General features: G+C 64.7%; 21 protein-coding genes and 1 other RNA gene. 11 read left to right on the top strand and 11 right to left on the bottom strand.

The features are described from left to right. Positions 1 to 215 precede the first annotated feature (215 nt). Complete coding sequence (locus ACZ0AJ_RS15480) at positions 216 to 629, top strand: BLUF domain-containing protein (RefSeq protein WP_258835464.1); 414 nt, start codon at positions 216 to 218, stop codon at positions 627 to 629. Between the two features lie 15 nt (positions 630 to 644). Here ACZ0AJ_RS15480 and bluB read toward each other — a convergent pair whose 3' ends face one another. The 3 genes from bluB to ACZ0AJ_RS15495 all read right to left on the bottom strand — a co-directional run bounded on the left by bluB (position 645) and on the right by ACZ0AJ_RS15495 (position 2,096). Then, on the bottom strand, positions 645 to 1,280 hold the full coding sequence (gene bluB, locus ACZ0AJ_RS15485; RefSeq protein ID WP_499455352.1) for a 5,6-dimethylbenzimidazole synthase: 636 nt from the start codon (positions 1,278 to 1,280) through the stop codon (positions 645 to 647). Positions 1,281 to 1,285: 5 nt separating this feature from the next. Continuing rightward, on the bottom strand, positions 1,286 to 1,660 hold the full coding sequence (locus ACZ0AJ_RS15490; RefSeq protein WP_499455353.1) for a (2Fe-2S) ferredoxin domain-containing protein: 375 nt from the start codon (positions 1,658 to 1,660) through the stop codon (positions 1,286 to 1,288). 127 nt (positions 1,661 to 1,787) lie between these two features. Beyond that, positions 1,788 to 2,096, bottom strand: a complete 309-nt coding sequence (locus tag ACZ0AJ_RS15495) for a c-type cytochrome (protein WP_258835467.1) — start codon at positions 2,094 to 2,096, stop codon at positions 1,788 to 1,790. Positions 2,097 to 2,274: 178 nt separating this feature from the next. Between ACZ0AJ_RS15495 and ACZ0AJ_RS15500 the strand changes: the two genes are divergently transcribed. The 6 genes from ACZ0AJ_RS15500 to ACZ0AJ_RS15525 all read left to right on the top strand — a co-directional run bounded on the left by ACZ0AJ_RS15500 (position 2,275) and on the right by ACZ0AJ_RS15525 (position 8,346). Beyond that, entirely contained in the window at positions 2,275 to 2,499 is a 225-nt protein-coding gene (locus ACZ0AJ_RS15500) for a TIGR04438 family Trp-rich protein (RefSeq protein ID WP_499455354.1), read from the top strand. 93 nt (positions 2,500 to 2,592) lie between these two features. Beyond that, positions 2,593 to 3,498: a LysR family transcriptional regulator gene (locus ACZ0AJ_RS15505; RefSeq protein WP_258835469.1), complete on the top strand. Its 906-nt coding sequence runs from the start codon at positions 2,593 to 2,595 to the stop codon at positions 3,496 to 3,498. A 2-nt stretch (positions 3,499 to 3,500) separates the two neighbouring features. Continuing rightward, positions 3,501 to 4,310 (top strand): prolipoprotein diacylglyceryl transferase, encoded by an 810-nt coding sequence (gene lgt, locus ACZ0AJ_RS15510; protein WP_499455355.1) that lies wholly within the window; start codon positions 3,501 to 3,503, stop codon positions 4,308 to 4,310. Between the two features lie 78 nt (positions 4,311 to 4,388). Beyond that, a complete protein-coding gene (locus ACZ0AJ_RS15515; RefSeq protein WP_499455356.1) occupies positions 4,389 to 5,687 on the top strand; it encodes a c-type cytochrome in 1,299 nt (432 codons plus the stop codon). Further along, the gene (locus ACZ0AJ_RS15520) at positions 5,684 to 6,163 is read left to right on the top strand and encodes a (2Fe-2S)-binding protein (protein ID WP_499455357.1); all 480 of its coding nucleotides are present in this window, start codon (positions 5,684 to 5,686) and stop codon (positions 6,161 to 6,163) included. Before ACZ0AJ_RS15515 ends, ACZ0AJ_RS15520 begins: the two co-directional genes overlap by 4 nt. Next, positions 6,160 to 8,346: a xanthine dehydrogenase family protein molybdopterin-binding subunit gene (locus ACZ0AJ_RS15525; RefSeq protein WP_499455535.1), complete on the top strand. Its 2,187-nt coding sequence runs from the start codon at positions 6,160 to 6,162 to the stop codon at positions 8,344 to 8,346. The genes ACZ0AJ_RS15520 and ACZ0AJ_RS15525 overlap by 4 nt, the downstream gene beginning before the upstream one ends. A 7-nt stretch (positions 8,347 to 8,353) precedes the next feature. Here the strand turns inward: ACZ0AJ_RS15525 and ACZ0AJ_RS15530 are convergent, their stop codons facing one another. The 5 genes from ACZ0AJ_RS15530 to ACZ0AJ_RS15550 form a co-directional block, all read right to left on the bottom strand. Next, on the bottom strand, positions 8,354 to 9,169 hold the full coding sequence (locus ACZ0AJ_RS15530; protein ID WP_499455537.1) for a sulfite exporter TauE/SafE family protein: 816 nt from the start codon (positions 9,167 to 9,169) through the stop codon (positions 8,354 to 8,356). Positions 9,170 to 9,171: 2 nt separating this feature from the next. Beyond that, on the bottom strand, positions 9,172 to 9,642 hold the full coding sequence (locus tag ACZ0AJ_RS15535; RefSeq protein WP_183555882.1) for an EVE domain-containing protein: 471 nt from the start codon (positions 9,640 to 9,642) through the stop codon (positions 9,172 to 9,174). A 100-nt stretch (positions 9,643 to 9,742) separates the two neighbouring features. Further along, positions 9,743 to 9,924: non-coding RNA, 6S RNA (gene ssrS, locus ACZ0AJ_RS15540), on the bottom strand. Between the two features lie 46 nt (positions 9,925 to 9,970). Next, positions 9,971 to 10,282: a cell division protein ZapA gene (locus tag ACZ0AJ_RS15545; protein WP_258835476.1), complete on the bottom strand. Its 312-nt coding sequence runs from the start codon at positions 10,280 to 10,282 to the stop codon at positions 9,971 to 9,973. Further along, positions 10,279 to 10,593, bottom strand: coding sequence for a hypothetical protein (locus tag ACZ0AJ_RS15550; protein WP_499455359.1), 315 nt, complete (start codon positions 10,591 to 10,593; stop codon positions 10,279 to 10,281). The genes ACZ0AJ_RS15545 and ACZ0AJ_RS15550 overlap by 4 nt, the downstream gene beginning before the upstream one ends. Positions 10,594 to 10,959: 366 nt before the next feature. Between ACZ0AJ_RS15550 and groES the strand changes: the two genes are divergently transcribed. Both groES and groL read left to right on the top strand, forming a co-directional pair. Then, on the top strand, positions 10,960 to 11,250 hold the full coding sequence (gene groES / locus ACZ0AJ_RS15555; protein WP_183555885.1) for a co-chaperone GroES: 291 nt from the start codon (positions 10,960 to 10,962) through the stop codon (positions 11,248 to 11,250). 39 nt (positions 11,251 to 11,289) lie between these two features. Further along, a complete protein-coding gene (groL, locus tag ACZ0AJ_RS15560; protein WP_183555886.1) occupies positions 11,290 to 12,936 on the top strand; it encodes a chaperonin GroEL in 1,647 nt (548 codons plus the stop codon). Positions 12,937 to 13,067: 131 nt separating this feature from the next. Here groL and ACZ0AJ_RS15565 read toward each other — a convergent pair whose 3' ends face one another. Next, complete coding sequence (locus tag ACZ0AJ_RS15565; protein ID WP_499455540.1) at positions 13,068 to 14,321, bottom strand: PEP-CTERM sorting domain-containing protein; 1,254 nt, start codon at positions 14,319 to 14,321, stop codon at positions 13,068 to 13,070. 213 nt (positions 14,322 to 14,534) lie between these two features. On the opposite strand from ACZ0AJ_RS15565, the gene ACZ0AJ_RS15570 reads away from it, so the two are divergent. After that, entirely contained in the window at positions 14,535 to 15,008 is a 474-nt protein-coding gene (locus ACZ0AJ_RS15570) for a hypothetical protein (RefSeq protein WP_499455361.1), read from the top strand. Here the strand turns inward: ACZ0AJ_RS15570 and ACZ0AJ_RS15575 are convergent. Next, complete coding sequence (locus tag ACZ0AJ_RS15575; protein ID WP_499455362.1) at positions 15,005 to 16,852, bottom strand: glucokinase; 1,848 nt, start codon at positions 16,850 to 16,852, stop codon at positions 15,005 to 15,007. The genes ACZ0AJ_RS15570 and ACZ0AJ_RS15575 overlap by 4 nt on opposite strands. Continuing rightward, a complete protein-coding gene (locus ACZ0AJ_RS15580) occupies positions 16,852 to 18,492 on the bottom strand; it encodes an alpha-glucosidase (protein WP_499455363.1) in 1,641 nt (546 codons plus the stop codon). The genes ACZ0AJ_RS15575 and ACZ0AJ_RS15580 overlap by 1 nt, the downstream gene beginning before the upstream one ends. Positions 18,493 to 18,772: 280 nt before the next feature. On the opposite strand from ACZ0AJ_RS15580, the gene ACZ0AJ_RS15585 reads away from it, so the two are divergent. Then, positions 18,773 to 20,356 (top strand): POT-type proton-dependent oligopeptide transporter, encoded by a 1,584-nt coding sequence (locus ACZ0AJ_RS15585; protein WP_499455364.1) that lies wholly within the window; start codon positions 18,773 to 18,775, stop codon positions 20,354 to 20,356.

Below are 20,356 nucleotides of genomic sequence, written 5' to 3' on the forward strand. Positions count from 1 at the left end.
TTTCTCCTGTCTGATCGGTAAGATTTGACAAAATTATAGAAAAACTTCGTGTACTCGTGGATTGGCAATGTTGATGGGTGCGATAGCGGGCGTTGCACGGACGAGTGCAGCGCGCACCTTTGACCCGCTCCAATTTTCCAATCGGCAACATTGCATCGACAACCGCTTGGTGGCGCGCTATCGTTCTATCTTTCCAATAAGAAAGAAATCTTATCATGTCGATCAATCAACTCGTGTACGTCAGCCAGGCCACCCGCAAGATGTCCCCTAGCGACCTGGCAGGAATCCAGGACACGGCGAAGAATAACAATGCCCCACTCGACGTGACCGGAAGTTTGTTCTACAACGGCGGCTGGTTCCTCCAGGTGCTGGAGGGTCCGGTAGAAACGCTCGACAAGTTGTACCACAAGATCGAACTCGATCCGCGCCACAAGAATTCGCGCGTTCTCTATAACGAACCAGCCAAGTTTCGCACATTCCCGCGCTGGAGCATGAACATGATCAACCTGAATGACCGTCAGGCCGACAAATACGATGAACTGGTGGAGGTGCTGGAAGCTGCGCAAGCCAACCGGCGCATCGGCTCGGCGGCCCCGGCGGTGGCGTTACTGAAGATGTTTGCGAGCTGAGACTGCGCCGGCGCTCTACCAACGGTCGAGCGTGACGAAGTCGCCCAGCGTCCCCCGCTGGGCCCAGCCTTCGAGTTCCAGCATTGGCTTCGGGTAGAACTCGGCCACATGTCCCAGGCACAGGATCGCCACCGGCTTGCCGCCTTCCGGTATGCCGAGCAAGGCCGCGAGCTGGTCGGGATCGAACAGCGACACCCACCCCATTCCCACCCCTTCGGCACGCGCGGCCAGCCACATGTTCTGGATCGCGCAAGATACCGATGCCAGATCCATCTCGGGCAGCGTGCGGCGTCCGAACACGTGCCGCTCACGCCCGTCCATCAGCGCCACGACCAGCACCTCGCCGCATTCGCGCAGTCCCTCGACCTTCAGGCGCATGAATTCGGCGCCGCGCTCACCCAGGGCGTCGGCGGTGGCCACGCGCTCGGCTTCGACGAGCGCGCAGATCTCCTCACGCAATGGCATTGACGCGATGCGGATGAAGCGCCACGGCTGCATCATGCCGACGCTGGGGGCCTGGTGCGCCGCCGTCAGCAGGCGCAGCAGCACCGCCTCGTCGATCGCGCCGGGAATGAAGTGGCGCACGTCGCGCCGCTCGGCGATCGCGCGGTAGACGCCGTCGATCTGGGCGTCGTCGAAGCGGTGCGCCATCGTCGTCAATCCTCCACGCCCGCCTGGTGAAACACCAGGTCTTCCACGCGTTCGCCCTTGCACAGGTGCTGGTCGATGATGCGGTCGATATTGTCCGGCGTGACGTTGTAGTACCAGGTGCCGTCCGGCTGGACGCAGACGATCGGCCCGCCCTTGCACGCAGCGAAGCAGCTCACCCGGCTGCGCTTGACGCGCAGCGGGCCGCCATCCAGGCCGCTGGCCTTGAACTTCTCACCCAGGCTGTCGAACAACGCCTGTGCAGCGCCATCGGCATTGCAGCGAGGGCCGGTGCAGACAAGCAGGTGGCGGCGGTAGACGCCGATGCTGGGCTTGACGACCTGGCGGGGCATATCGGGTGCGGGGGAATCGATGGTGGTCATGCTTTGGTCAGGTGGCAAAGGCGGGAGAATAGCCGGCGATCTTACACCACGCGCCCTGCTGATCGCCCATAAAAAAGCGCGCCTTGCTCACGCAGGCGCGCTTCATGTCGTGCAGCAGCCGGACGGCTTACTTGGTCGCGAGCACCCACTTGACCAGCGAGCGCGCTTCGGCCTCGCTGACCTGCGGATTGGCCGGCATCGGGATCGGGCCCCAGGTGCCAGAGCCACCCTTGAGCACCTTTTGCACCAGCTTGTCTTCGGCGCCCTTCTGGCCCGCGTATTTTTCGGCGACGTCCTTGTAGGCCGGGCCAACCAGCTTGGTGGCTGAGGTGTGGCAGGCCATGCAATTCTTGGCCTTGGCCAGGTCGGCCTGGGCCAGGGCGCTGCCCGATGCAAACGCCGACAGCACGACACACAACAACAGGGACCGCTTCATGTAATTCTCCGGATTAGTAACTGAGTGAATTTTACCGGCAATCCTCCGGGGCATCTGCAAGCGATACACTCTGTAACGCGATCACCACATTTGCTCATACGGTGTAACAGAAAACTGTTAAATTTGCCCATGAGCATCATTTACTCCGTAAGATGTGCGGCTACAAGGAGTTTTCCCCATGCCCCTGATCCTCTTGATCGCCCTGCTTGCCGCCCTGCGCGGCTTCGAGGTCTGGCGTTTTGCCGACCTGTCCTGGTGGTACATCATCGGCCTGATGGTCGTCGCCTTCATCTGGTTCGAATACATCGAAAAGGCGCTCGGCCTGGACAAGCGCAAGGCGCACGACGTCGATGAACAGCGCCGCACCGACCGCGTGAAGAAGTCGCTGGGCAAGCGCCGCTGACCGGACCCCGGCGCTGTCATGGCGGCGCTGTGATACTTGTGCTGTGATACATTGGACAACTCACCGAGTCCTGTTCATCCATCACCGCCATCAATGCATCCCGAACTGCGCCAGCTCCGCCATTTCGTCGCCGTGGCCGAAGAGCTGCATTTCGGCCGCGCCGCGCAGCGCCTGCACATGACGCAGCCGCCGCTCTCGCAAAGCATCGCCAATCTCGAAGACCTGCTCGGCGCGCCGCTGTTTTTGCGCAACCGCCGCATGGTTGGCCTGACAGCGGCCGGCAGCGCGCTGCTGCCTGAAGCGCGCCGCATCCTCGACGAAGCCGGCGCCCTGCCCGAACTGGTGCGGCGCGCGGCCAGCGGTGAGGCGGGCCGCCTGGCGCTGTCGTTTGTCTCCACTGCCGGCCTGGGCATGCTGCCCGACGTGCTGCGCCGCTACCGCGCGGCGTTTCCGGGCGTGCGGCTGGTGCTGCACGAGGCGACGTCCGACGTGCAGTTCGACGACCTGCTGTCCGGCCGCATCGATGCCGGCTTCGTGATCCCTCTGCAGCCGGGCGCACCGGCGGGCATGGCCGATCCTGCGCTCGACTACCGCAAGCTGCTCGATGAACCCCTGGTGCTGTGCGCGCCCAGCGGACTGGCGGCGCTGGCCGCACCGGGGCCGGTGTGGCTGCGCGACCTGCCCCCGCTGCCGCTGGTGATCTTCCCGCGCACGGTGGCGCCCAGCCTGCACGATGCGATCCTCGCGTGCTATCGCGCCGCCGGCGTGCTGCCCACGATCGGGCAGGAGGCAATCCAGATGCAGACCATCGTCAGCCTGGTTTCCGGCGGCATGGGCTTGGCACTTGTGCCACAATCCGTGTCGAACCTGATGCGCCCCGGCGTAGAATACCGTGCCCTGCGCGACGCCGCGCCGCTGGCCGAAACGGGCCTGGCATGGCGGCGCGATAACGATTCGCCCGTCCTCAAGGGCTTCCTGGACCTATTGAAGAAAGACTGATTATGCTGATTCATCCGCAGCCGGACCCGATCGCGCTCGCGCTCGGGCCGGTGCAAATCCACTGGTATGGCCTGATGTACGTGGTCGCCTTTGCCCTGTTCATCATGCTGGGCCGCGTGCGCATCCGCATGCCGCACGTGGCCGTGCAGGGCTGGACCAAGGATGATCTGGACGACATGCTGTTCTACGGGATGCTCGGCGTGATCCTCGGCGGCCGCCTGGGCGAAGTGCTGTTCTACCAGCCGCTGTACTACCTGGCGCACCCGCTCGAGATCTTCATGATCTGGCGCGGCGGGATGTCGTTCCACGGGGGCTTTCTGGGTGTGCTGATCGCGATGGCGCTGTGGGCCCGCAAACGCCGCCGCAATATCCTCGACGTCTACGACTTCATCGCGCCGCTCGTGCCGCTCGGGTATGCCGCCGGCCGCATGGGCAACTTCATCAACGCCGAACTGCCGGGCCGTCTGGCCGATCCGAGCCTGCCGTGGGCCATGCTGTGGCCGGGCGTGACCGGCCCGCGCCATCCGTCGCCGCTGTACCAGGCGTTGGTCGACGGCGTGCTGGTCTTCATCATCCTGTGGCTGTTCGCACGCAAAGCGCGTCCGCGCCTGGCCGTGGGCGCCATGTTCACGCTGCTGTATGGCTGCGCGCGCTTCTTCACCGAATGGTTCCGCGTGCCGGATTGGGAAACCACCGTGTTCGGCTTGCCGATCACGTCGGGCCAGGTATTGTCGCTGCCGATGATCGTTGGCGCGCTGGCCATGCTGGTGTGGGCGTATCGCAAAGCGCCGGCGCGGCCCGTGACGGCATAAGCATCCCCTGGGTGGGCGAACGCACAGAGCGCCCACCCTTGCTGCATCCACAATGGGCCTCCCCGACACGGAGTCCCGATGGTTCAAGTCCAGCGCAAACGACATACCGGGTGGTGGCTGCTGCTCGCAGCCGTCATCGTCGCCAGCGGCATCGCGTTTGCCATCATGTGGCGCCCCGCGCTGGCGCCGCAGTCCACACAGCCATCCTTCGACACTACCCGCATCGAGCGCGGCGCCAATCTGGCGCGCCTTGGCATGTGCGCCTCGTGCCACACGCCGGACCTGTCGCGGCCCTTCGCCGGCGGCAAGCCGATGAACACCCCGTTTGGCACGGTCCACAGCACCAACATCACCCCCGACACCGCGACCGGCATCGGCGCCTGGAGCGAAGCGGCCTTCACACGCGCGATGCGCGAAGGCGTCGCGCGCGACGGTCACTTGCTGTATCCCGCCTTCCCATACAACCACTATGTACGCATGACCGACGGCGACATCGAAGACCTGTACGCTTATTTCATGACGCGCCCCGCGATCGTGGCGCCGGCGCGCGAGAACCGGATGACCTTCCCATTCGGGTTCCGCCCGCTGGTGGCGTTCTGGAATGTGCTGTACCTGGACGATGCGCCATGGCAGCCGGTCGCCGGCCAATCGGCCGAATGGAACCGTGGCGCGTACCTGGCCGACGCGGTTGCACACTGCGCCGCCTGCCACACGCCGCGCACGCTGCTGGGCGGCCCAGATCTGAAGAAGCAGCTTGGTGGCGGCGAAGCCGATGACTGGTACGCGCCGGCGCTGAACGAGCATTCACCGTCGCCCCTGCCCTGGACCCGTGACCAGCTGCAGGCGTATCTACGCACCGGCGTCGCGCACGACCATGCGATGGCGGCCGGGCCAATGCAGGATGTGGTCACGCACCTGGCGCAAGCGGACGAGCGCGACGTGGCGGCGCTGGCCGCCTGGACCCACAGCCAGCTGGCCAAGGCGCCGCCGCGCGCAACGCTGGCGCAGCAGGCCGGCCCGCTGCCCAAACCGGCAAATGACGACCCCGACCTGCAGCGCATGACGCTCGGCTACGCCGTGTATGCCAATTCGTGCGCGCGCTGCCACGACGCCGGACGCGACGCCAGTTCCGGCACCGCGCTCCCGCTGCAGAAGGCGATCGCGCTGTACGACCCCGACCCGCGCGACCTGATTCACATCACGCTGGACGGCATCACGCCGCCCGATGGCGAGCCGTCGCGCTTCATGCCGGCGTTCAGGACGATCCTGACTGAGGAACAGACCGGCACCCTGGCGGCCTACCTGCGCAAGTATGGCGCGAACCAACCCGTGTGGCCCGATCTGGACAAGGCCGTGCGCAAAGCGAGCAAAGAATGACGACCTACCGCCTGCAGGTAAACGGCAAGGTGCACGCCGTCGACCAGGATGCCGACACCCCGCTGCTGTACGTGCTGCGCAACGACCTCGAACTCAATGGCGCGAAGTTCGGCTGCGGCCTGGGCCAGTGCGGTTCGTGCACGGTGCTGCTGGACGGGAAGCCGGCGATGTCGTGCATGGTGCCGGTATCCGTCGTTGGCCAGCGGCCGGTGCGCACGGTCGAAGGCCTGGGCAATGCCACCACCCCGGGCGTGCTGCAACAAGCCTTCATCGACGAGCAGGCCGCGCAGTGCGGTTACTGCATCGCCGGCATGCTGATGCAGGCCACGGCGCTGCTTGAAAAGATGCCGGCGCCGACCGACGCCCAGATCCGCGCCCACATGTCGCCGAACCTGTGCCGCTGCGGCACGCATATGCGCATCCTGCGCGCCGTGCGGCGCGCTGCCAATACGCTGGCAGCGAAGGGCAAGCCATGACGATCGATACCGGCCGCCGTGCCTTTCTCGCTGGCGGCGGCGCCCTGACGCTGTCGTTCGCGCTGCCGGCAACCGCCTTTGCCGCCCCGGGCGAGCTGCCCAAGAGCCTGGACAAGTCGCCGTGGCTCGACGCCTGGATCCGCATCGAGGCCAATGAACGCATCACAGTATTTACCGGCAAGGCCGAACTGGGCCAAGGCATCAAGACCGCGCTCTTGCAGGTGGTGGCCGACGAACTGCGCCTGGCGCCTGGCCGGCTGCAGCTCGTCACGGCCGACACGGCGCGCACGCCGGACGAAGGCATCACCGCCGGCAGTAACTCGATGAAGGACAGCGGCACCGCGCTGCGCCATGCGGCCGGCCAGGTACGCATGCGCCTGGGCGAACTGGCCGCAACGCGGCTGGGCGCGCCCGTGGGCAGCCTGGCGCTGAAAGATGGCGCGTTCAGTGCAGGCGGCCGGCGCGTCACGTTCGGGCAGCTGGTGACGGGCCAGGAACTGCACCTGCGCGCCACGCCGGTGCCCGCACCACCCCCGCCAGGCCCGCGCACGGCAATCGGCAAGTCGGTGCCGCGCGTCGATATCCCGGCCAAGGTCACGGGTGGCGCGGCCTACGTGCAGGATCTGCGGCTGCCGCAGATGGTGCATGCGCGGATCGTGCGGCCGCCGTCGCAAGCCGCGCGGCTGGTCGCCGTCGATGTCGCCGCGATCGAACGCCTGCCGGGCGTGCTCAAGGTGGTGCAGGACGGGCGCTTTCTCGCCGTGATCGCCGAGGGCGAGTACCGCGCCGTCAAAGCAGCGACGGCGCTGGCGCGGGCCACGCGCTGGGAGACGCCGGCGTCGCTGCCGGTGCATCCCGACGTGAATACGTTCATCCGCGCCCAGCCCGCCGAGGCGCTGCCGATCCTGGCGCGCGGCGCCGCAGGATCGGCCGGCCGCAAGTTCGCTGCGCGCTACACACGCCCGTTCCAGCTGCACGCGTCCATCGGCCCCTCGTGCGCCGTGGCGCAGCTGGTCGACGGCCGTTACACGGTCTGGACCCACGCACAGGGCGTGTTCCCGCTGCGCACGGCACTGGCCGAACTGATCGCCGTGAAGGAAGACACGATCCGCTGTATCCACGTCGAAGGATCGGGCTGCTATGGCCACAACGGCGCCGACGATGTCGCGGCCGACGCCATCCTGCTCGCGCACGCCCTGCCAGGGCGGCCCGTGCGCGTGCAGTGGATGCGCGAGGAAGAACACGCGTGGGAGCCGTTCGGCGCAGCGATGGTGGTGCAGGTGGCCGCCACGCTCGACAGCACGGGCCGCATCGCCGACTGGCAGCACGACGTCTTCACGCCGCCGCACAATACGCGCCCCGGCAAGGCCGGCAACCTGCTGGCGGCCACGCACCTGGCGCGCCCGTTTGCGCCACCGCTCGCCAAGCCGGCACCGCAACCCGAAGGCAGTGGCGACCGCAATGCCATTCCCTATTACGTGCTGCCCAATGCGCGCGTGGTGCACCACTTCCAGCCGAAGCCGGTCCTGCGCTCGTCGGCGCTGCGCGGCCTGGGCGCCTACTGCAATGTGTTTGCCATCGAAAGCTTCATGGACGAACTGGCGCGCGCCGCAAACAGCGACCCGGTCGCGTTCCGGCTGCGGCATCTGGACGATCCACGCGCGCTCGACGTGGTCAAGCTGGCGGCAGCAAAGTTTGGCTGGGATGGCTACCGGCGCCCTGCCCGGCGCGGACGCGGCTTCGCGTTTGCGCGCTACAAAAACCTGGCGTCGTACTGCGCCATTGCAGTGGAAGTCGAGGTGGCGCGCGAGACGGGCCTGGTGCGCATCACGCGCGCGGTGAGCGCCGTCGATTGCGGCGAGATCGTCAGCCCCGATGGCGTGCGCAACCAGATCGAGGGCGGCATCATCCAGTCGGCCAGCTGGACCCTGCTGGAACAGGTGCGCTTCGACGCATCGCGCGTGCTGACGGTGGACTGGGCGTCGTATCCGATCCTGCGCTTTGCCCAGGCGCCGGAACAGATCGACGTGCACCTGATCGACCGCCCCGGCCAGCCGTTCCTGGGCACCGGCGAAGCGGCGCAGGGCCCGGCCGCGGCGGCGATTGCGAATGCGGTGTTCGACGCCTGCGGCCTGCGCATGCGCGACCTGCCGCTGGACCGCGCGCAGGTGCGCAAAGCCTAGCTGGCGGCTAGTTGAACGCTTTCCAGAACATGTAGGCGGCGAGCGCACACAGGATGACGCTGAAGATGCGCTGCAGCTGCCGCACCGGCATCTTGTGCGCGGTGCGCGCGCCCAGCGGCGCCATGGACACGCTGGCCAGCACGATGATCGCCAGCGCCGGCAGGTAGATGAAGCCCAGCGACCATGGCGGCAACCCGGGTTCGCCCCAGCCGAAATAGACGTTCGACAGAGTGCCCATTAGCGCAACCGGAAAACCGATCGCCGCGCTGGTGGCCACGGCATTATGGATGCGTACATTGCAGCGCGTCATGAACGGCACCGAGACGAAGGCGCCGCCCGCACCCACGAGCCCCGCCAGGATGCCGATCACGCTGCCCGCTGCAAACATGCCCGGTTTGCCGGGCAGCTCACGCGCCGCCGCCGGTTTTTTCCCGATCAGCATTTGAATCGCCGAGTAAGCCACGAAGCAGCCGAAAAAGAAGGCCAGCACCGGGGTGTTCATCTGCTTGCCGATCCAGGGCCCGATCCACGCACCGAGCAAGATGCCGGGCGTGAACAGGCGTACGACATGCCACAGCACGGCGCCGTGCTTGTGATGCGCACGCACCGACGACAACGAGGTAAAGAAAATGGTGCCCAATGAGGTGGCAATCGCCATGTGCACCACGAGTTCCTCGGGAAAGCCGCGCGCCGTGAAGATCATCGTGATGAACGGGACGAGGATCATGCCGCCGCCGACGCCAAGCAGGCCGGCCACGAAGCCCCCGAATGCGCCCATTCCCAGCAGGGCCAGGATGAGCAGCGGATCGAATGCGGGCGCCATCCTCAAGCCCCCTTGCCGCGTACCAGCGCAACGATGGTCGTGTACTGGGCTTTGGTGACCGGCGAGATCGACAGCCGGCTGCCCTTCTGCAGCAGCACCATGTCGTCCAGCGCGGCCACCGTACGCAGTTCGGCCAGCGGCACGAAGCGGCCCGCTTCGACTGCCTTGACGTCGACCGAGATCCAGCGCGGCGTTTCCGGCGTGGCCTTCGGGTCGTGGTAGTGGCTGGCGGCGTCGAACTGGGAGGCGTCGGGATACGGGCCGCTGACGATTTCGGCAATGCCGGCCACGCCCGGCAGCTTGCCGCCCGAGTGGTAGAACAGCACGCCGTCGCCGACGGCCATGGCGTCGCGCATGAAGTTGCGCGCCTGGTAGTTGCGCACGCCAAACCAGGCCACGGTGGCGCCGGGGGCAGCCAGAACGTCATCGAAACTGACTTCGTCGGGCTCGGATTTCATCAACCAATAGCGCATCGCGCTGTTCTCCCTGCCAGCACACGATGCACCGGAAGCATCAGTGAATGCGCACATAAAAAAAAGCGGCTGCGTACCGAGTGCGCAACCGCTTGTATATTTAGTCCCCGCCTGTGCCGTTTTTGCCGGCATCCTGAACCACAACGGTTCAAGGCGGTCACGGTCAGATCAATTTCGGGTTCGTCGGACTAGCGACGCTCACACCCATCGAACTTGTTCCACGACCTATGCGTAAGAATGGTTCAAGGAATATATGGCAAATCTCGAACACCGCAGGGCAGAAAAGAGTTTACTCCTTTGACCAGCCCTGTCAAACGGATTCGGCCTTTCAGGCCAGATTTTCCTGGTCAGCCAGGACGCGGTCCAGCACCGTGTGCATCGACTCGAGTTTTTGCTTGACCTCGAGGATCGACATGTCCGACAGCGGTCCCTGCGGCGACTTCACCGACAGGAATTCGGCGGCCACGCTCAGCGCCGCCATCACGGCGATGCGGTCGGTGCCCTTGACCTTGCCCGAATCGCGCAGCTGGCACATCTTGCCATCGAGGTAGCTCACCGCTTCGCGCAGCGTGCGCTGTTCGCCGTCGCGGCATGCCAGGCGGTAGGACTGGCCCATGATATGGACGTCGAGATGGATCATAGTGCCCCCTGACGGTGCGTGTGGGCGAGCTGCGGCGACACCGGTGCATCGGCATCAGGCGGCGCCTCCTGGCGGGGCGCATCTGCGCCAGGTTCTGCTTCGGCGTCCGACGCATCCGGCGGCTTCGGCAATTCGTCGAGCAGCGCTTCGACCCGGCGCTGCGCCTCGATCAGGCGTTCCTTGAACGCGAGATTTTCTGCGCTGAGCAAGGTATTGGCCTGGCGCAGCAGGTAATTCTCGGCGCGCAATGACTGGGTCAGTTGCGCAAGCCGGTCGATTTTGTCTGAAAGGTCTTGGAATTCGGAAATCATCCGACACTATAGGATCGAGTTGCTTTTTCCGTCAACCGGTGCTCATTGCCGTGCGGCAGTAATAGCAGACTAGCGTGCGGCGTCAATCTGGTCAGCGGTGTACGCTGCCGGCCTTCCGTCGTTCCACGAGCGGCGGACAAGCGACGGCAAACATTGCGAATATGCCAATGTCATCATTGCGCTATATCACATGTTTAAAATGATTTCACCATCATGCGCCTTGAAAAGGCAGGTTATCGTCCCTATAATTAGCACTCGTTAGCCGAGAGTGCTAACAACTCTTTGCAGACCGGCGCAGCATTCACAATGCTTGCTGCGACGGTGTCAAAAACGCCAGTTAAACCATTGAATATTAAGGAGTTTTGCATGAACCTTCGCCCTCTGCACGATCGCGTAATCGTGAAGCGTCTCGACCAGGAAACCAAAACTGCGTCCGGCCTGATCATCCCTGATGCCGCGGCAGAGAAGCCGGACCAAGGCGAAGTTCTCGCCGTTGGTAACGGTAAAGTGCAAGATAACGGCCAGCTCCGCCCTCTGGAAGTGAAAGTCGGCGATCGCGTGCTGTTCTCCAAGTATGGCGCTCAGACCGTCAAGATCGATGGCCAGGAACTGCTGGTGCTGCGCGAAGAAGAAATCCTCGCGATCGTCGCACTGTAATTTCTGACCCCATTCACGAACATTTCGGAGAAATAACAAATGGCAGCTAAAGAAGTAGTATTCGGCGACGCAGCGCGCGCCAAGATGGTCGAAGGCGTCAACATCCTCGCCAATGCAGTCAAAGTCACCCTGGGCCCGAAAGGCCGTAACGTCGTGCTCGAGCGCTCGTTCGGCGCGCCGACCGTCACCAAGGATGGTGTCTCGGTCGCCAAAGAAATCGAACTGAAAGACAAGCTGCAGAACATGGGCGCGCAGATGGTCAAGGAAGTTGCTTCCAAGACCAGCGACAACGCCGGTGACGGCACCACCACCGCGACCGTGCTGGCACAAGCCATCGTCCGCGAAGGCATGAAGTTTGTTGCCGCCGGCATGAACCCGATGGACCTGAAGCGCGGCATCGACAAGGCAGTTGCTGCCACCGTCGAAGAACTGCGCAAGATCGCCAAGCCAACCACCACCACCAAAGAGATCGCACAAGTCGGCGCCATTTCGGCCAACTCGGAAACCTCGATCGGTGAGCGCATCGCTGAAGCGATGGAAAAAGTGGGCAAGGAAGGCGTCATCACCGTGGAAGACGGCAAGTCGCTGAACGACGAGCTGGACATCGTGGAAGGCATGCAGTTCGACCGCGGCTACCTGTCGCCGTACTTCATCAACAACCCGGACAAGCAAGTCGCCGTGCACGAAAACCCATTCGTCCTGCTGTGCGACAAGAAAATCTCGAACATCCGTGACCTGCTGCCGGTACTGGAACAAGTCGCAAAAGCTGGCCGTCCACTGGTCATCGTCGCTGAAGACATCGACGGCGAAGCGCTGGCGACCCTGGTCGTCAACAACATCCGCGGCATCCTGAAGACCGTCGCCGTCAAGGCTCCAGGCTTTGGCGACCGTCGCAAGGCCATGCTGGAAGACATCGCTGTCCTGACCGGCGGCCAGGTCATCGCTGAAGAAGTCGGGCTGACGCTCGAAAAGGTCACGCTCGAAGAGCTGGGCCAGGCCAAGCGCATCGAAGTCGGCAAGGAAAACACCATCATCATCGACGGCGCCGGCCAGGCTGAATCGATCGAAGGCCGCGTCAAGATGATCCGCGCCCAGATCGAAGAAGCAACCTCGGACTACGACCGCGAAAAACTGCAAGAGCGCGTGGCCAAGCTGGCCGGCGGCGTTGCCGTGATCCGCGTCGGTGCAGCTACCGAAGTCGAGATGAAAGAAAAGAAAGCACGCGTCGAAGATGCACTGCACGCTACCCGCGCTGCCGTGGAAGAAGGCATCGTTGCCGGCGGCGGCGTGGCCCTGCTGCGCGCCCGTGCCAACATCACCGTCAAGGGCGACAACCCTGACCAGGACGCTGGTATCAAGATCGTCCTGCGCGCAATGGAAGAGCCACTGCGCATGATCGTCCAGAACGCCGGCGAAGAGCCATCGGTGGTCGTTGCAGCAGTGTTGGCCGGCACCGGCAACTACGGCTACAACGCAGCCAACGGCACCTACGGCGACATGGTCGAAATGGGCGTGCTGGATCCAGCCAAGGTCACCCGTTCGGCACTGCAGAATGCAGCGTCGATCGCCGGCCTGATGCTGACCACCGATTGCATGGTCTCGGAACTGTCGGAAGACAAGCCAGCCGGCGGCATGGGTGGTATGGGCGGCATGGGCGGTATGGGTGGTATGGACGGCATGATGTAATTGCCGGGGCAGTCCGGGCGAAGCGCGCTGCATGCTTCGCCCCTGCTACCCACGATAAAAAACCCGCGAGGTTCACACCTCGCGGGTTTTTTGTTGTCTAGGGTTCGTACGTTTAGTGCGTTTCTTGTGCCTCAGCGGGCGCGCGGGCCCTTGCGGCGCAGCCACAGCAGGGCGGCCAGTGCGATGGCACCGAGCCACAGCGTGCCTGGTTCAGGCACTTCGGTCGGCGGGACCGGTTCGACCACGGTGTCGCCTGGCGGCGTTGGCGCAGTTGGCGTGCCTGGTGTCGTTGGCGTGCCCGGCGTGCCCGGCGTGCCCGGAATGACAACCGGCGTGTCGGTATCGGGACCCGGCGTTGGCAGGGATGGCGGGGTATAGACGGGTAGTCCGGTGCCGCCACCGTCCGGTGCCGCGACCGGGAACGGACCCGGGCTATCGACAGCGCCGACTGGCGGCGTAATGCTTCCCGGGATCGTGCTGCCGCCATTCTCCCTGACGGGCGCGGGGATCGCATTGCCGGTGTCGTCGGGGCCGCCGACCGGGCCAACAGGGCCCGGCACACCACCGGAATAGATCGGCGTGCCATACCAGCCCGGCAGGCCAGGCGGCTGCCCCTGACGGGACGGCGTCGGCGTGGGCGTCGGTGTCGTATTGGCCAGCGTCAGCAGGCCAGCGCCATTGGGGAAGCTGGTGGTGTAGTAGCGCTGCCCCACTGCCTCGCTGGTGGACAGGTCGTCCATGCTCACGGGCACCAGGCCGCCCTCTTCACCGGGCACACCCACCATATCGGACGGCACGCCGCCAGCGAGCACGGTATCGAGTTCGGCTTCGCTTGGCCCATGGGGTTCGACCGGAAACTGCGGCACGTCCGAGATGCGGTTGGCGCAGCGGGCGCGGATCTCGTGCTCGCCGTCGGTCAGCAGCGTCTCGCCCTTCTCGAGCATGACCTTCTTCGAGGTCCAGTAGATTTGATCGTTCTTCCGGTACGACACATAGACCGCGCGCGGCGCCGTCACGGTCACGGCGCGGGCATGGTCGACATTGAAGGTTGCATAGTGCGCCGCCACGAGCCGGTCGGATCGCAAGATCTGCGCCAGTTCGCCCTTGTCGGCCACGCCGCCCGGCACGACCGAGTGCCGGTAGATGCGCCGCGCCGAGGCGCTCTGCTGCGCCGTTGGCGCCGTCGGGCTCAGCACACGTGCCGGCGCCGGGGTGACCGGGGCCGCATTCGACGCTTCCCCGAACATCGGCCAGTCGATCGATGGCGATGGCAGCACGACGCCGGCCACGCCCACGGCAACGCCCAGCACGGCAAGCGTCATCAGGCGTTTTTCGCGGTGCGAGCTTCGTTCGAGACGACGTTGGTAAGTAGCGCGGCTGTCCATGCGGTGTACTGACTGGTAGGAGTGATCCTACAGAATATCATTACTTGCATCAACAAAATCAGATGCCGACATGAAACACATGGAGAGCGTGGCGTAAACCATGAAAGCATTTCCATGTGGAAATAATAACGGTCGTATGGAGGTTGCAGACAACGCATTTGCCGCTAAAACAAGCATGGTTTAGTATGGCCGTCTTATCTACCGGAACCTGCCATGTCCCCACGCGCCGCTGCCTTCCCTCCCCTGCGCACGACCCTTGCCACGCTGGCCCTGTGCTGCGCGGTCGCTGCCTGCCAGCGCGCCGAGCGGCCCGCGTCGTCGCCCGCCCCGGCGCCGGCGGCGCCCGTCGTCCAGGCGCCGGCGCACAGCAAGGAACAGGCGATGGCCGCATTGCTGGCGTTACCGGAGCTGAAGGCCTGGTCGGCGCAGATCGAGCGGCGCACGGGCGGCAAGGCGCACGGTGCCGTGGTCGAGGACAACCCGGCGCCGCGCGAAGTGAACGGCAAGACCTACTACCAGCTGAGTTTTGTCGAGAACCGCGCGCAGGACGCGCGGCGCCAGGAAAGCTTTCTGGTCGCGCAGGACGGCAGCGAGATCCTGGTCGAGGACACCGAGTCCGACACCCTGCTGAGCCTGCAAGAATGGCGCCGCACGATCGAGCGCGTCAATCTGAAAAGCGCAGATTAACTATCCAGGTGCGAGATCAGCAACCGGCGTGGATCCTGCCCCGGCGCCGGTCCATGCTGGCCATCGACCGAGATTCCGACGGCCATGATGTCGATCAGCAGCAACTGCAGAATGCGCGAAATCATCGACAGAAAACTCGTGCTGTCTTCGGCGTGATCGACCGCCAGGCACACGCTGGCCTTGCGCGCCAGCGGCGACTGGCTGTTGCTGATCGCAATGACGTTGGCGCCGGCCGCGCGCGCGATGTCCACTGCCTCCAGCAGTTCGGGCAAGCCGCCTGAATTCGACACTGCAATCACCACGTCGCCTGGCCCCAGCAATTCAGCGGCCAGCGTGAACAGGTGCGCGTCGCCATACAGTGCAGTGGGGATGCGAAAGCGGAAGAACTTGTGCTGGCCATCGAGCGCCACCGCGCGCGAATTGCCCATCGCGTAGAACTCGACGCGCTTGGCGCGGCTGACCATCTCGATCGCGCGGTCGAGCGAGCGCACATCGAGCTGGTCGCGAAAACGCAGGATCGCCGACACCGTATTGTCGATGACCTTGGCCGACAGATCGTGCGTGCTGTCGCTCAGGCGCACCTGGCTGTGGCGCACTGGGATCGAGCCGGTCAGGCTGCTGGCGAATTTAAGCTTGAAGTCGGCCAGGCCCTGGAAGCCCAGCGAGCGGCAAAACCGGATCACGGTCGGCTGGCTTACGTCGGCCAGGCGCGCGATCTCGGCGATCGGTTCATTGAGCACCATGCGCGGCTGGTCGATCACGAGGCTGGCCACGCGCCCTTCGGCGGGTGACAGCTCATGGCGCAGCTGCGTGATGCGCTCCATCAGCGTGTTGGCCCCGCTGCGCCCGCGCAGGTGTTCGGCCAGGATGGTGGCCACGCCATGGAAGGCGGGATTCGGCGTCGTGATCACCCAGGTCGGAATATCGGCCAGGTAGTCCGAAAAGCGGCCCTTGGCTTCGAAGCGCGCGCGAAACGGCGAGCTGGCAAACCACTCGCCCAGGCGCGGCACGATGCCCCCGCCGATGTACACGCCGCCAAACGCGCCGAGCGTCACGGCCAGATTGGCCGCCGCCCCGCCCAGCATGCCGCAGAAGCATTCGAGCGTTTCCAGGCACAGCGCATCGTTCTGTTCGAGCGCGCCGGCCACGATCGTCGCGGCCGTGCGCGGCGCGGCGTCGACGCCATTGCGGTCGGCCAGCGCGCGGTAGATCACTTCCATGCCCGGCCCGGAAATCAGGCGCTCGTTCGACACGTGCGGCCACTCGCGCCACGCATATTGCAGGATCGCGAATTCACGCTCGTCGAACGGCGCGAAGTTCACGTGCCCCCCTTCGCTGCCCAGCGTGACGAAACCGTCGGCGGTCGGAATGCCGCCCGAGACGCCCAGGCCCGTGCCCGGCCCCAGCACGCCGATGACGGCGCCAGGCACCGCCTTGCCCGGGCCGACCTGCATCAGGTCGTCGCGCGCAAAATTGGGCAAGGCCGTGGCCAGCGCCGTGAAGTCATTGACGATCAACAGCGTGGCCAGGCCCAGCTCGCGCCGCACCGCATCGGTGGAAAACTCCCACGCGCGGTTGGTCATGCGCACGTAGTCGCCGCTGATCGGATTGGCCACCGCAAAGGCGCCATGGTGCAGCGTGACGTCCTGGTGGTCGAGCAGATAATGGCGCAGCAGCGGCACGATGCCGGCGAAGTCGTCGCAGCGCAGCACCGCCACGTCGCGAAACACGCCGGGCGCGCATTGCAGCGCGAAGCGCGCATGCGTGGCGCCAATGTCCGCGAGCAGGCGCGGGCCATCGGCAAACGCCGTGCGCGCGAATTTTTCGGGCTGCGCGCCGGCCATCAGCGGTTCGCCGCCACGGTGCCGAACCAGGCGCCGTACGGCGCCAGCGTGACGCGGCCTTGCTGCGCACTGCCCTGCAGGCCATCGACCGGCATCTGCGCCACGCCGTCCGTTGCCGGCCAGTCGAAGCTGACTTCCTCGCCCGACAGATTGAACGCGGCCAGCACGCTGTCGTGCCCCGCCAGGTCGCGGCGCAGGGCCAGGACCGGCTCGGGGGCATCGAAGAACGCGATCTCGCCGCGGGTGAGTTGCGGCAGGCTGCGGCGCAGGGCAATGAAGCGGCGCTGGAAATTCAGCATCGAGTCATGGTCGCTGTCCTGCACGTCGACGGCCGCCTTGACGTGCGCGGCGTCCACCGGCAGCCATGGCTGGCCATCGGTAAAGCCCGCGTGCGGCGCGTCGGCGACCCACGGCATCGGTGTGCGGCAGCCATCGCGGCCCTTGAACTCGGGCCAGAAGGTCTTGCCGTACGGGTCCTGCAGCAGTTCGTACGGCACATCGGCTTCGGTCAGGCCAAGTTCATCGCCCTGATACAGGCATGGCGTGCCCTTGAGCGAGAGCTGCATCGCCAGCACCAGCTTGGTGAAACCGGGGGCCGGATTGACGCCGCCCCAGCGCGTGGCCACGCGGATCGCATCGTGGTTACCGACCGACCAGGACGCCCAGCCATCCTTGACACGTTCGTTGAATTCCTCGACCTGGCGGCGCACGTGGGCAGCGTTGAAGACCGGCGTGAGCAGGTTGAAGCTGTAGGCCATGTGCAGCTTGTTGCCGCCTTCGGTGTACTCGCTCATCTGGGCCAGCGCGTCGTCCGAGCTGATTTCGCCGATCGAGACGGCGCCGAATTCATTCAGCTGTGCGCGCACGCGCTCGAGGAACGCGATGTTCTCGGGCTGCGTCTTGTCGTACAGGTGCGCCTGCATGCCATACGGGTTCACGTCGGTCACGGTCGACGTGTCGCGCACCAGCGCCGGCGGGTTGCTGCGCAGCTGGCGGTCGTGGAAGTGGAACACGCACGCATCCATGCGCACGCCGTCGACGCCGCGCTCGAGCCAGAAGCGCTGCGCATCGAGGTGGGCCTGCTGCACCAGCGGGTTGTGGAAGTTCAGCTGCGGCTGGCTCACCAGGAAGTTGTGCAGGTAGTACTGCTTGCGGCGGGTATCCCACTGCCACGACGAGCCGCCGAACACCGACAGCCAGTTGTTGGGCGGGTTGCCGTCCGGGAGCGGGTCGGCCCACACATACCAGTCCGACTTCGGATTGTCGCGGCTGGCGCGGCTTTCGACGAACCATTTGTGGGTGTCGGCCGTGTGCGACATCACCTGGTCGATCATGATCTTCAGGCCCAGGCTATGTGCCTTGGCGACCATACGGTCAAAGTCGGCCAGGTCGCCAAACAGCGGATCGACGTCGCAATAGTCTTCGATGTCGTAGCCAAAATCGGCCATCGGCGACTTGAAGAACGGCGACAGCCAGACGATGTCCACGCCCAGGCTCGCGATATAGTCGAGCTTTGCGGTCACGCCGTTCAGGTCGCCGACGCCATCGCCATCTGTGTCGAGGAAGCTGCGCGGGTACACCTGATAGATGATGGCTTCGCGCCACCAGTTCGGGTTGTCGGTCGTCGAGATCTGGGTCATTGGCTGGTCCGGGCGGATGCGTGATGTGGAATTCTAGGCAATATACATCAGGCGAACGGTCTTGACAATTCCAGCCAGCCAGCGATAAAACCCATTTAGTCATTTGATTTCAATGACTTGAAACGTTATACGCGATTGTGCCAATTCTTCGTCCGTACCTAAACTACGTATGCATGTTGCCACTTTGTTTCTAGTTTGTTTCACGACAATTTTTATGTTGCAAAGAGAGGCGTCCCCGTCATAGCATCGCGTCTGTTTGCCAATTCAAGGAAGCGGTTCGATGACATCTCTCGCAAAGCCAGGCACCGGGCGCATGCCCCGGCAAATCCCCTACATCATTGCCAATGAGGGGTGCGAACGCTTCAGTTTCTACGGGATGCGCAACATCCTGACGCCCTTCCTGATCACGACCCTGTTGATGTTTTTGCCGGAAGACATGCGCACTGGCGAAGCCAAGCACGTGTTCCACACCTTCGTCATCGGCGTCTACTTCTTCCCGCTGCTCGGCGGCTGGCTGGCTGACCGCTACTTCGGCAAGTACAACACGGTGTTCTGGCTCAGTCTCGTGTACTGCCTCGGTCACGCCTGCCTGGCCATTTTCGAGGACAACGTCAACGGCTTCTACTTCGGCCTGTTCCTGATCGCGCTCGGCTCGGGCGGCATCAAGCCGCTGGTGGCCAGTTTTGTGGGCGACCAGTTCGACCACACCAACAAGGACAAGGCGAAGGTCGTCTTCGACGCGTTCTACTGGATCATCAATTTCGGTTCGTTCTTCGCCTCGCTCCTGATGCCGCTGCTGCTGCGCGACTACGGTCCGGCCTGGGCCTTCGGCGTGCCCGGCATCCTGATGTTCATCGCGACCATGGTGTTCTGGAGCGGCAAAAAGAAATACGTGCACGTGCCACCGGCGCCCGCCAATCCGCACTCGTTCATGCGCGTGGCGAAAAGTGCGCTGCTGGCCAGGCAGCCCGGCCAGGGCCGTCCGGGCCTGAACCTGGCCTTGCTGGGCGCCGCCGGCGCATTGGCTTCGCTGGCCATGGCCGCGCAATGGGGCTTCGTGATCGCCGCCTGTACCGCCCTGGTGCTGTTGATGGCCTTTGGCGGCATGGGCACCTCGATGCAGCTGGACCGCGCACGCGGCCTGCATCCGGACGACGCCGTGGACGGCGTACGCGCCGTGCTGCGCATCCTGATCGTGTTCGCGCTCGTCACGCCGTTCTGGTCGCTGTTCGACCAGAAGGCCTCGACCTGGATCGTGCAGGCCAACACGATGACCACGCAGGTGAACCTGCTGGGCTGGACCTTCGACGTGATCCCGGCCCAGATGCAGGCCCTGAATCCCCTGCTCGTGATGCTGCTCATCCCGATCAACAACATCGCCCTGTTCCCGCTGATGCGCAAGATGGGTGTCGAACCGACGCCGCTGCGCCGCATGACGGCCGGTATCGCGCTGTCGGCCGCGGCCTGGATCGTCGTGGGCAATCTGCAGGTCGCGCTCGACGCCGGCGACGCTGTCTCGATCGCCTGGCAGATCGCGCCGTATGCGCTGCTCACGCTGGGTGAAGTGCTGGTCTCGGCCACGGGTCTGGAATTCGCGTACAGCCAGGCGCCAGCCTCGATGAAGGGCGTGATCATGGCGCTGTGGTACCTGGCTGTCACGGTCGGCAACCTGTGGGTGCTGATCGTCAATGCCAGCGTCAAGAACGAGGCAGTGATCGCGTATATCGAAGGCTCGGGCGTCGGGGTGATGGCGTTCCAGATGTACTTCTTTGCCGCGTTTGCGCTGCTGTCGGCAGCGGCGTTCGGCTGGTATGCGACGCGCTACCGCATGGTCGACCACTATCGCAGCAGCGTCGCGGGGTAA

Source organism: Telluria sp. AC161 (genome assembly GCF_979258535.1).

Excerpts from the sequence above, each read along its gene's own strand:
- ACZ0AJ_RS15480 (WP_258835464.1), top strand. The coding sequence starts at position 216 with ATGTCGATCAATCAACTCGTGTACGTCAGCCAGGCCACCCGCAAGATG.
- bluB (WP_499455352.1), bottom strand. The coding sequence starts at position 1,280 with ATGGCGCACCGCTTCGACGACGCCCAGATCGACGGCGTCTACCGCGCG.
- ACZ0AJ_RS15490 (WP_499455353.1), bottom strand. The coding sequence starts at position 1,660 with ATGACCACCATCGATTCCCCCGCACCCGATATGCCCCGCCAGGTCGTC.
- ACZ0AJ_RS15495 (WP_258835467.1), bottom strand. The coding sequence starts at position 2,096 with ATGAAGCGGTCCCTGTTGTTGTGTGTCGTGCTGTCGGCGTTTGCATCG.
- ACZ0AJ_RS15500 (WP_499455354.1), top strand. The coding sequence starts at position 2,275 with ATGCCCCTGATCCTCTTGATCGCCCTGCTTGCCGCCCTGCGCGGCTTC.
- ACZ0AJ_RS15505 (WP_258835469.1), top strand. The coding sequence starts at position 2,593 with ATGCATCCCGAACTGCGCCAGCTCCGCCATTTCGTCGCCGTGGCCGAA.
- lgt (WP_499455355.1), top strand. The coding sequence starts at position 3,501 with ATGCTGATTCATCCGCAGCCGGACCCGATCGCGCTCGCGCTCGGGCCG.
- ACZ0AJ_RS15515 (WP_499455356.1), top strand. The coding sequence starts at position 4,389 with ATGGTTCAAGTCCAGCGCAAACGACATACCGGGTGGTGGCTGCTGCTC.
- ACZ0AJ_RS15520 (WP_499455357.1), top strand. The coding sequence starts at position 5,684 with ATGACGACCTACCGCCTGCAGGTAAACGGCAAGGTGCACGCCGTCGAC.
- ACZ0AJ_RS15525 (WP_499455535.1), top strand. The coding sequence starts at position 6,160 with ATGACGATCGATACCGGCCGCCGTGCCTTTCTCGCTGGCGGCGGCGCC.
- ACZ0AJ_RS15530 (WP_499455537.1), bottom strand. The coding sequence starts at position 9,169 with ATGGCGCCCGCATTCGATCCGCTGCTCATCCTGGCCCTGCTGGGAATG.
- ACZ0AJ_RS15535 (WP_183555882.1), bottom strand. The coding sequence starts at position 9,642 with ATGCGCTATTGGTTGATGAAATCCGAGCCCGACGAAGTCAGTTTCGAT.
- ACZ0AJ_RS15545 (WP_258835476.1), bottom strand. The coding sequence starts at position 10,282 with ATGATCCATCTCGACGTCCATATCATGGGCCAGTCCTACCGCCTGGCA.
- ACZ0AJ_RS15550 (WP_499455359.1), bottom strand. The coding sequence starts at position 10,593 with ATGATTTCCGAATTCCAAGACCTTTCAGACAAAATCGACCGGCTTGCG.
- groES (WP_183555885.1), top strand. The coding sequence starts at position 10,960 with ATGAACCTTCGCCCTCTGCACGATCGCGTAATCGTGAAGCGTCTCGAC.
- groL (WP_183555886.1), top strand. The coding sequence starts at position 11,290 with ATGGCAGCTAAAGAAGTAGTATTCGGCGACGCAGCGCGCGCCAAGATG.
- ACZ0AJ_RS15565 (WP_499455540.1), bottom strand. The coding sequence starts at position 14,321 with ATGGACAGCCGCGCTACTTACCAACGTCGTCTCGAACGAAGCTCGCAC.
- ACZ0AJ_RS15570 (WP_499455361.1), top strand. The coding sequence starts at position 14,535 with ATGTCCCCACGCGCCGCTGCCTTCCCTCCCCTGCGCACGACCCTTGCC.
- ACZ0AJ_RS15575 (WP_499455362.1), bottom strand. The coding sequence starts at position 16,852 with ATGGCCGGCGCGCAGCCCGAAAAATTCGCGCGCACGGCGTTTGCCGAT.
- ACZ0AJ_RS15580 (WP_499455363.1), bottom strand. The coding sequence starts at position 18,492 with ATGACCCAGATCTCGACGACCGACAACCCGAACTGGTGGCGCGAAGCC.
- ACZ0AJ_RS15585 (WP_499455364.1), top strand. The coding sequence starts at position 18,773 with ATGACATCTCTCGCAAAGCCAGGCACCGGGCGCATGCCCCGGCAAATC.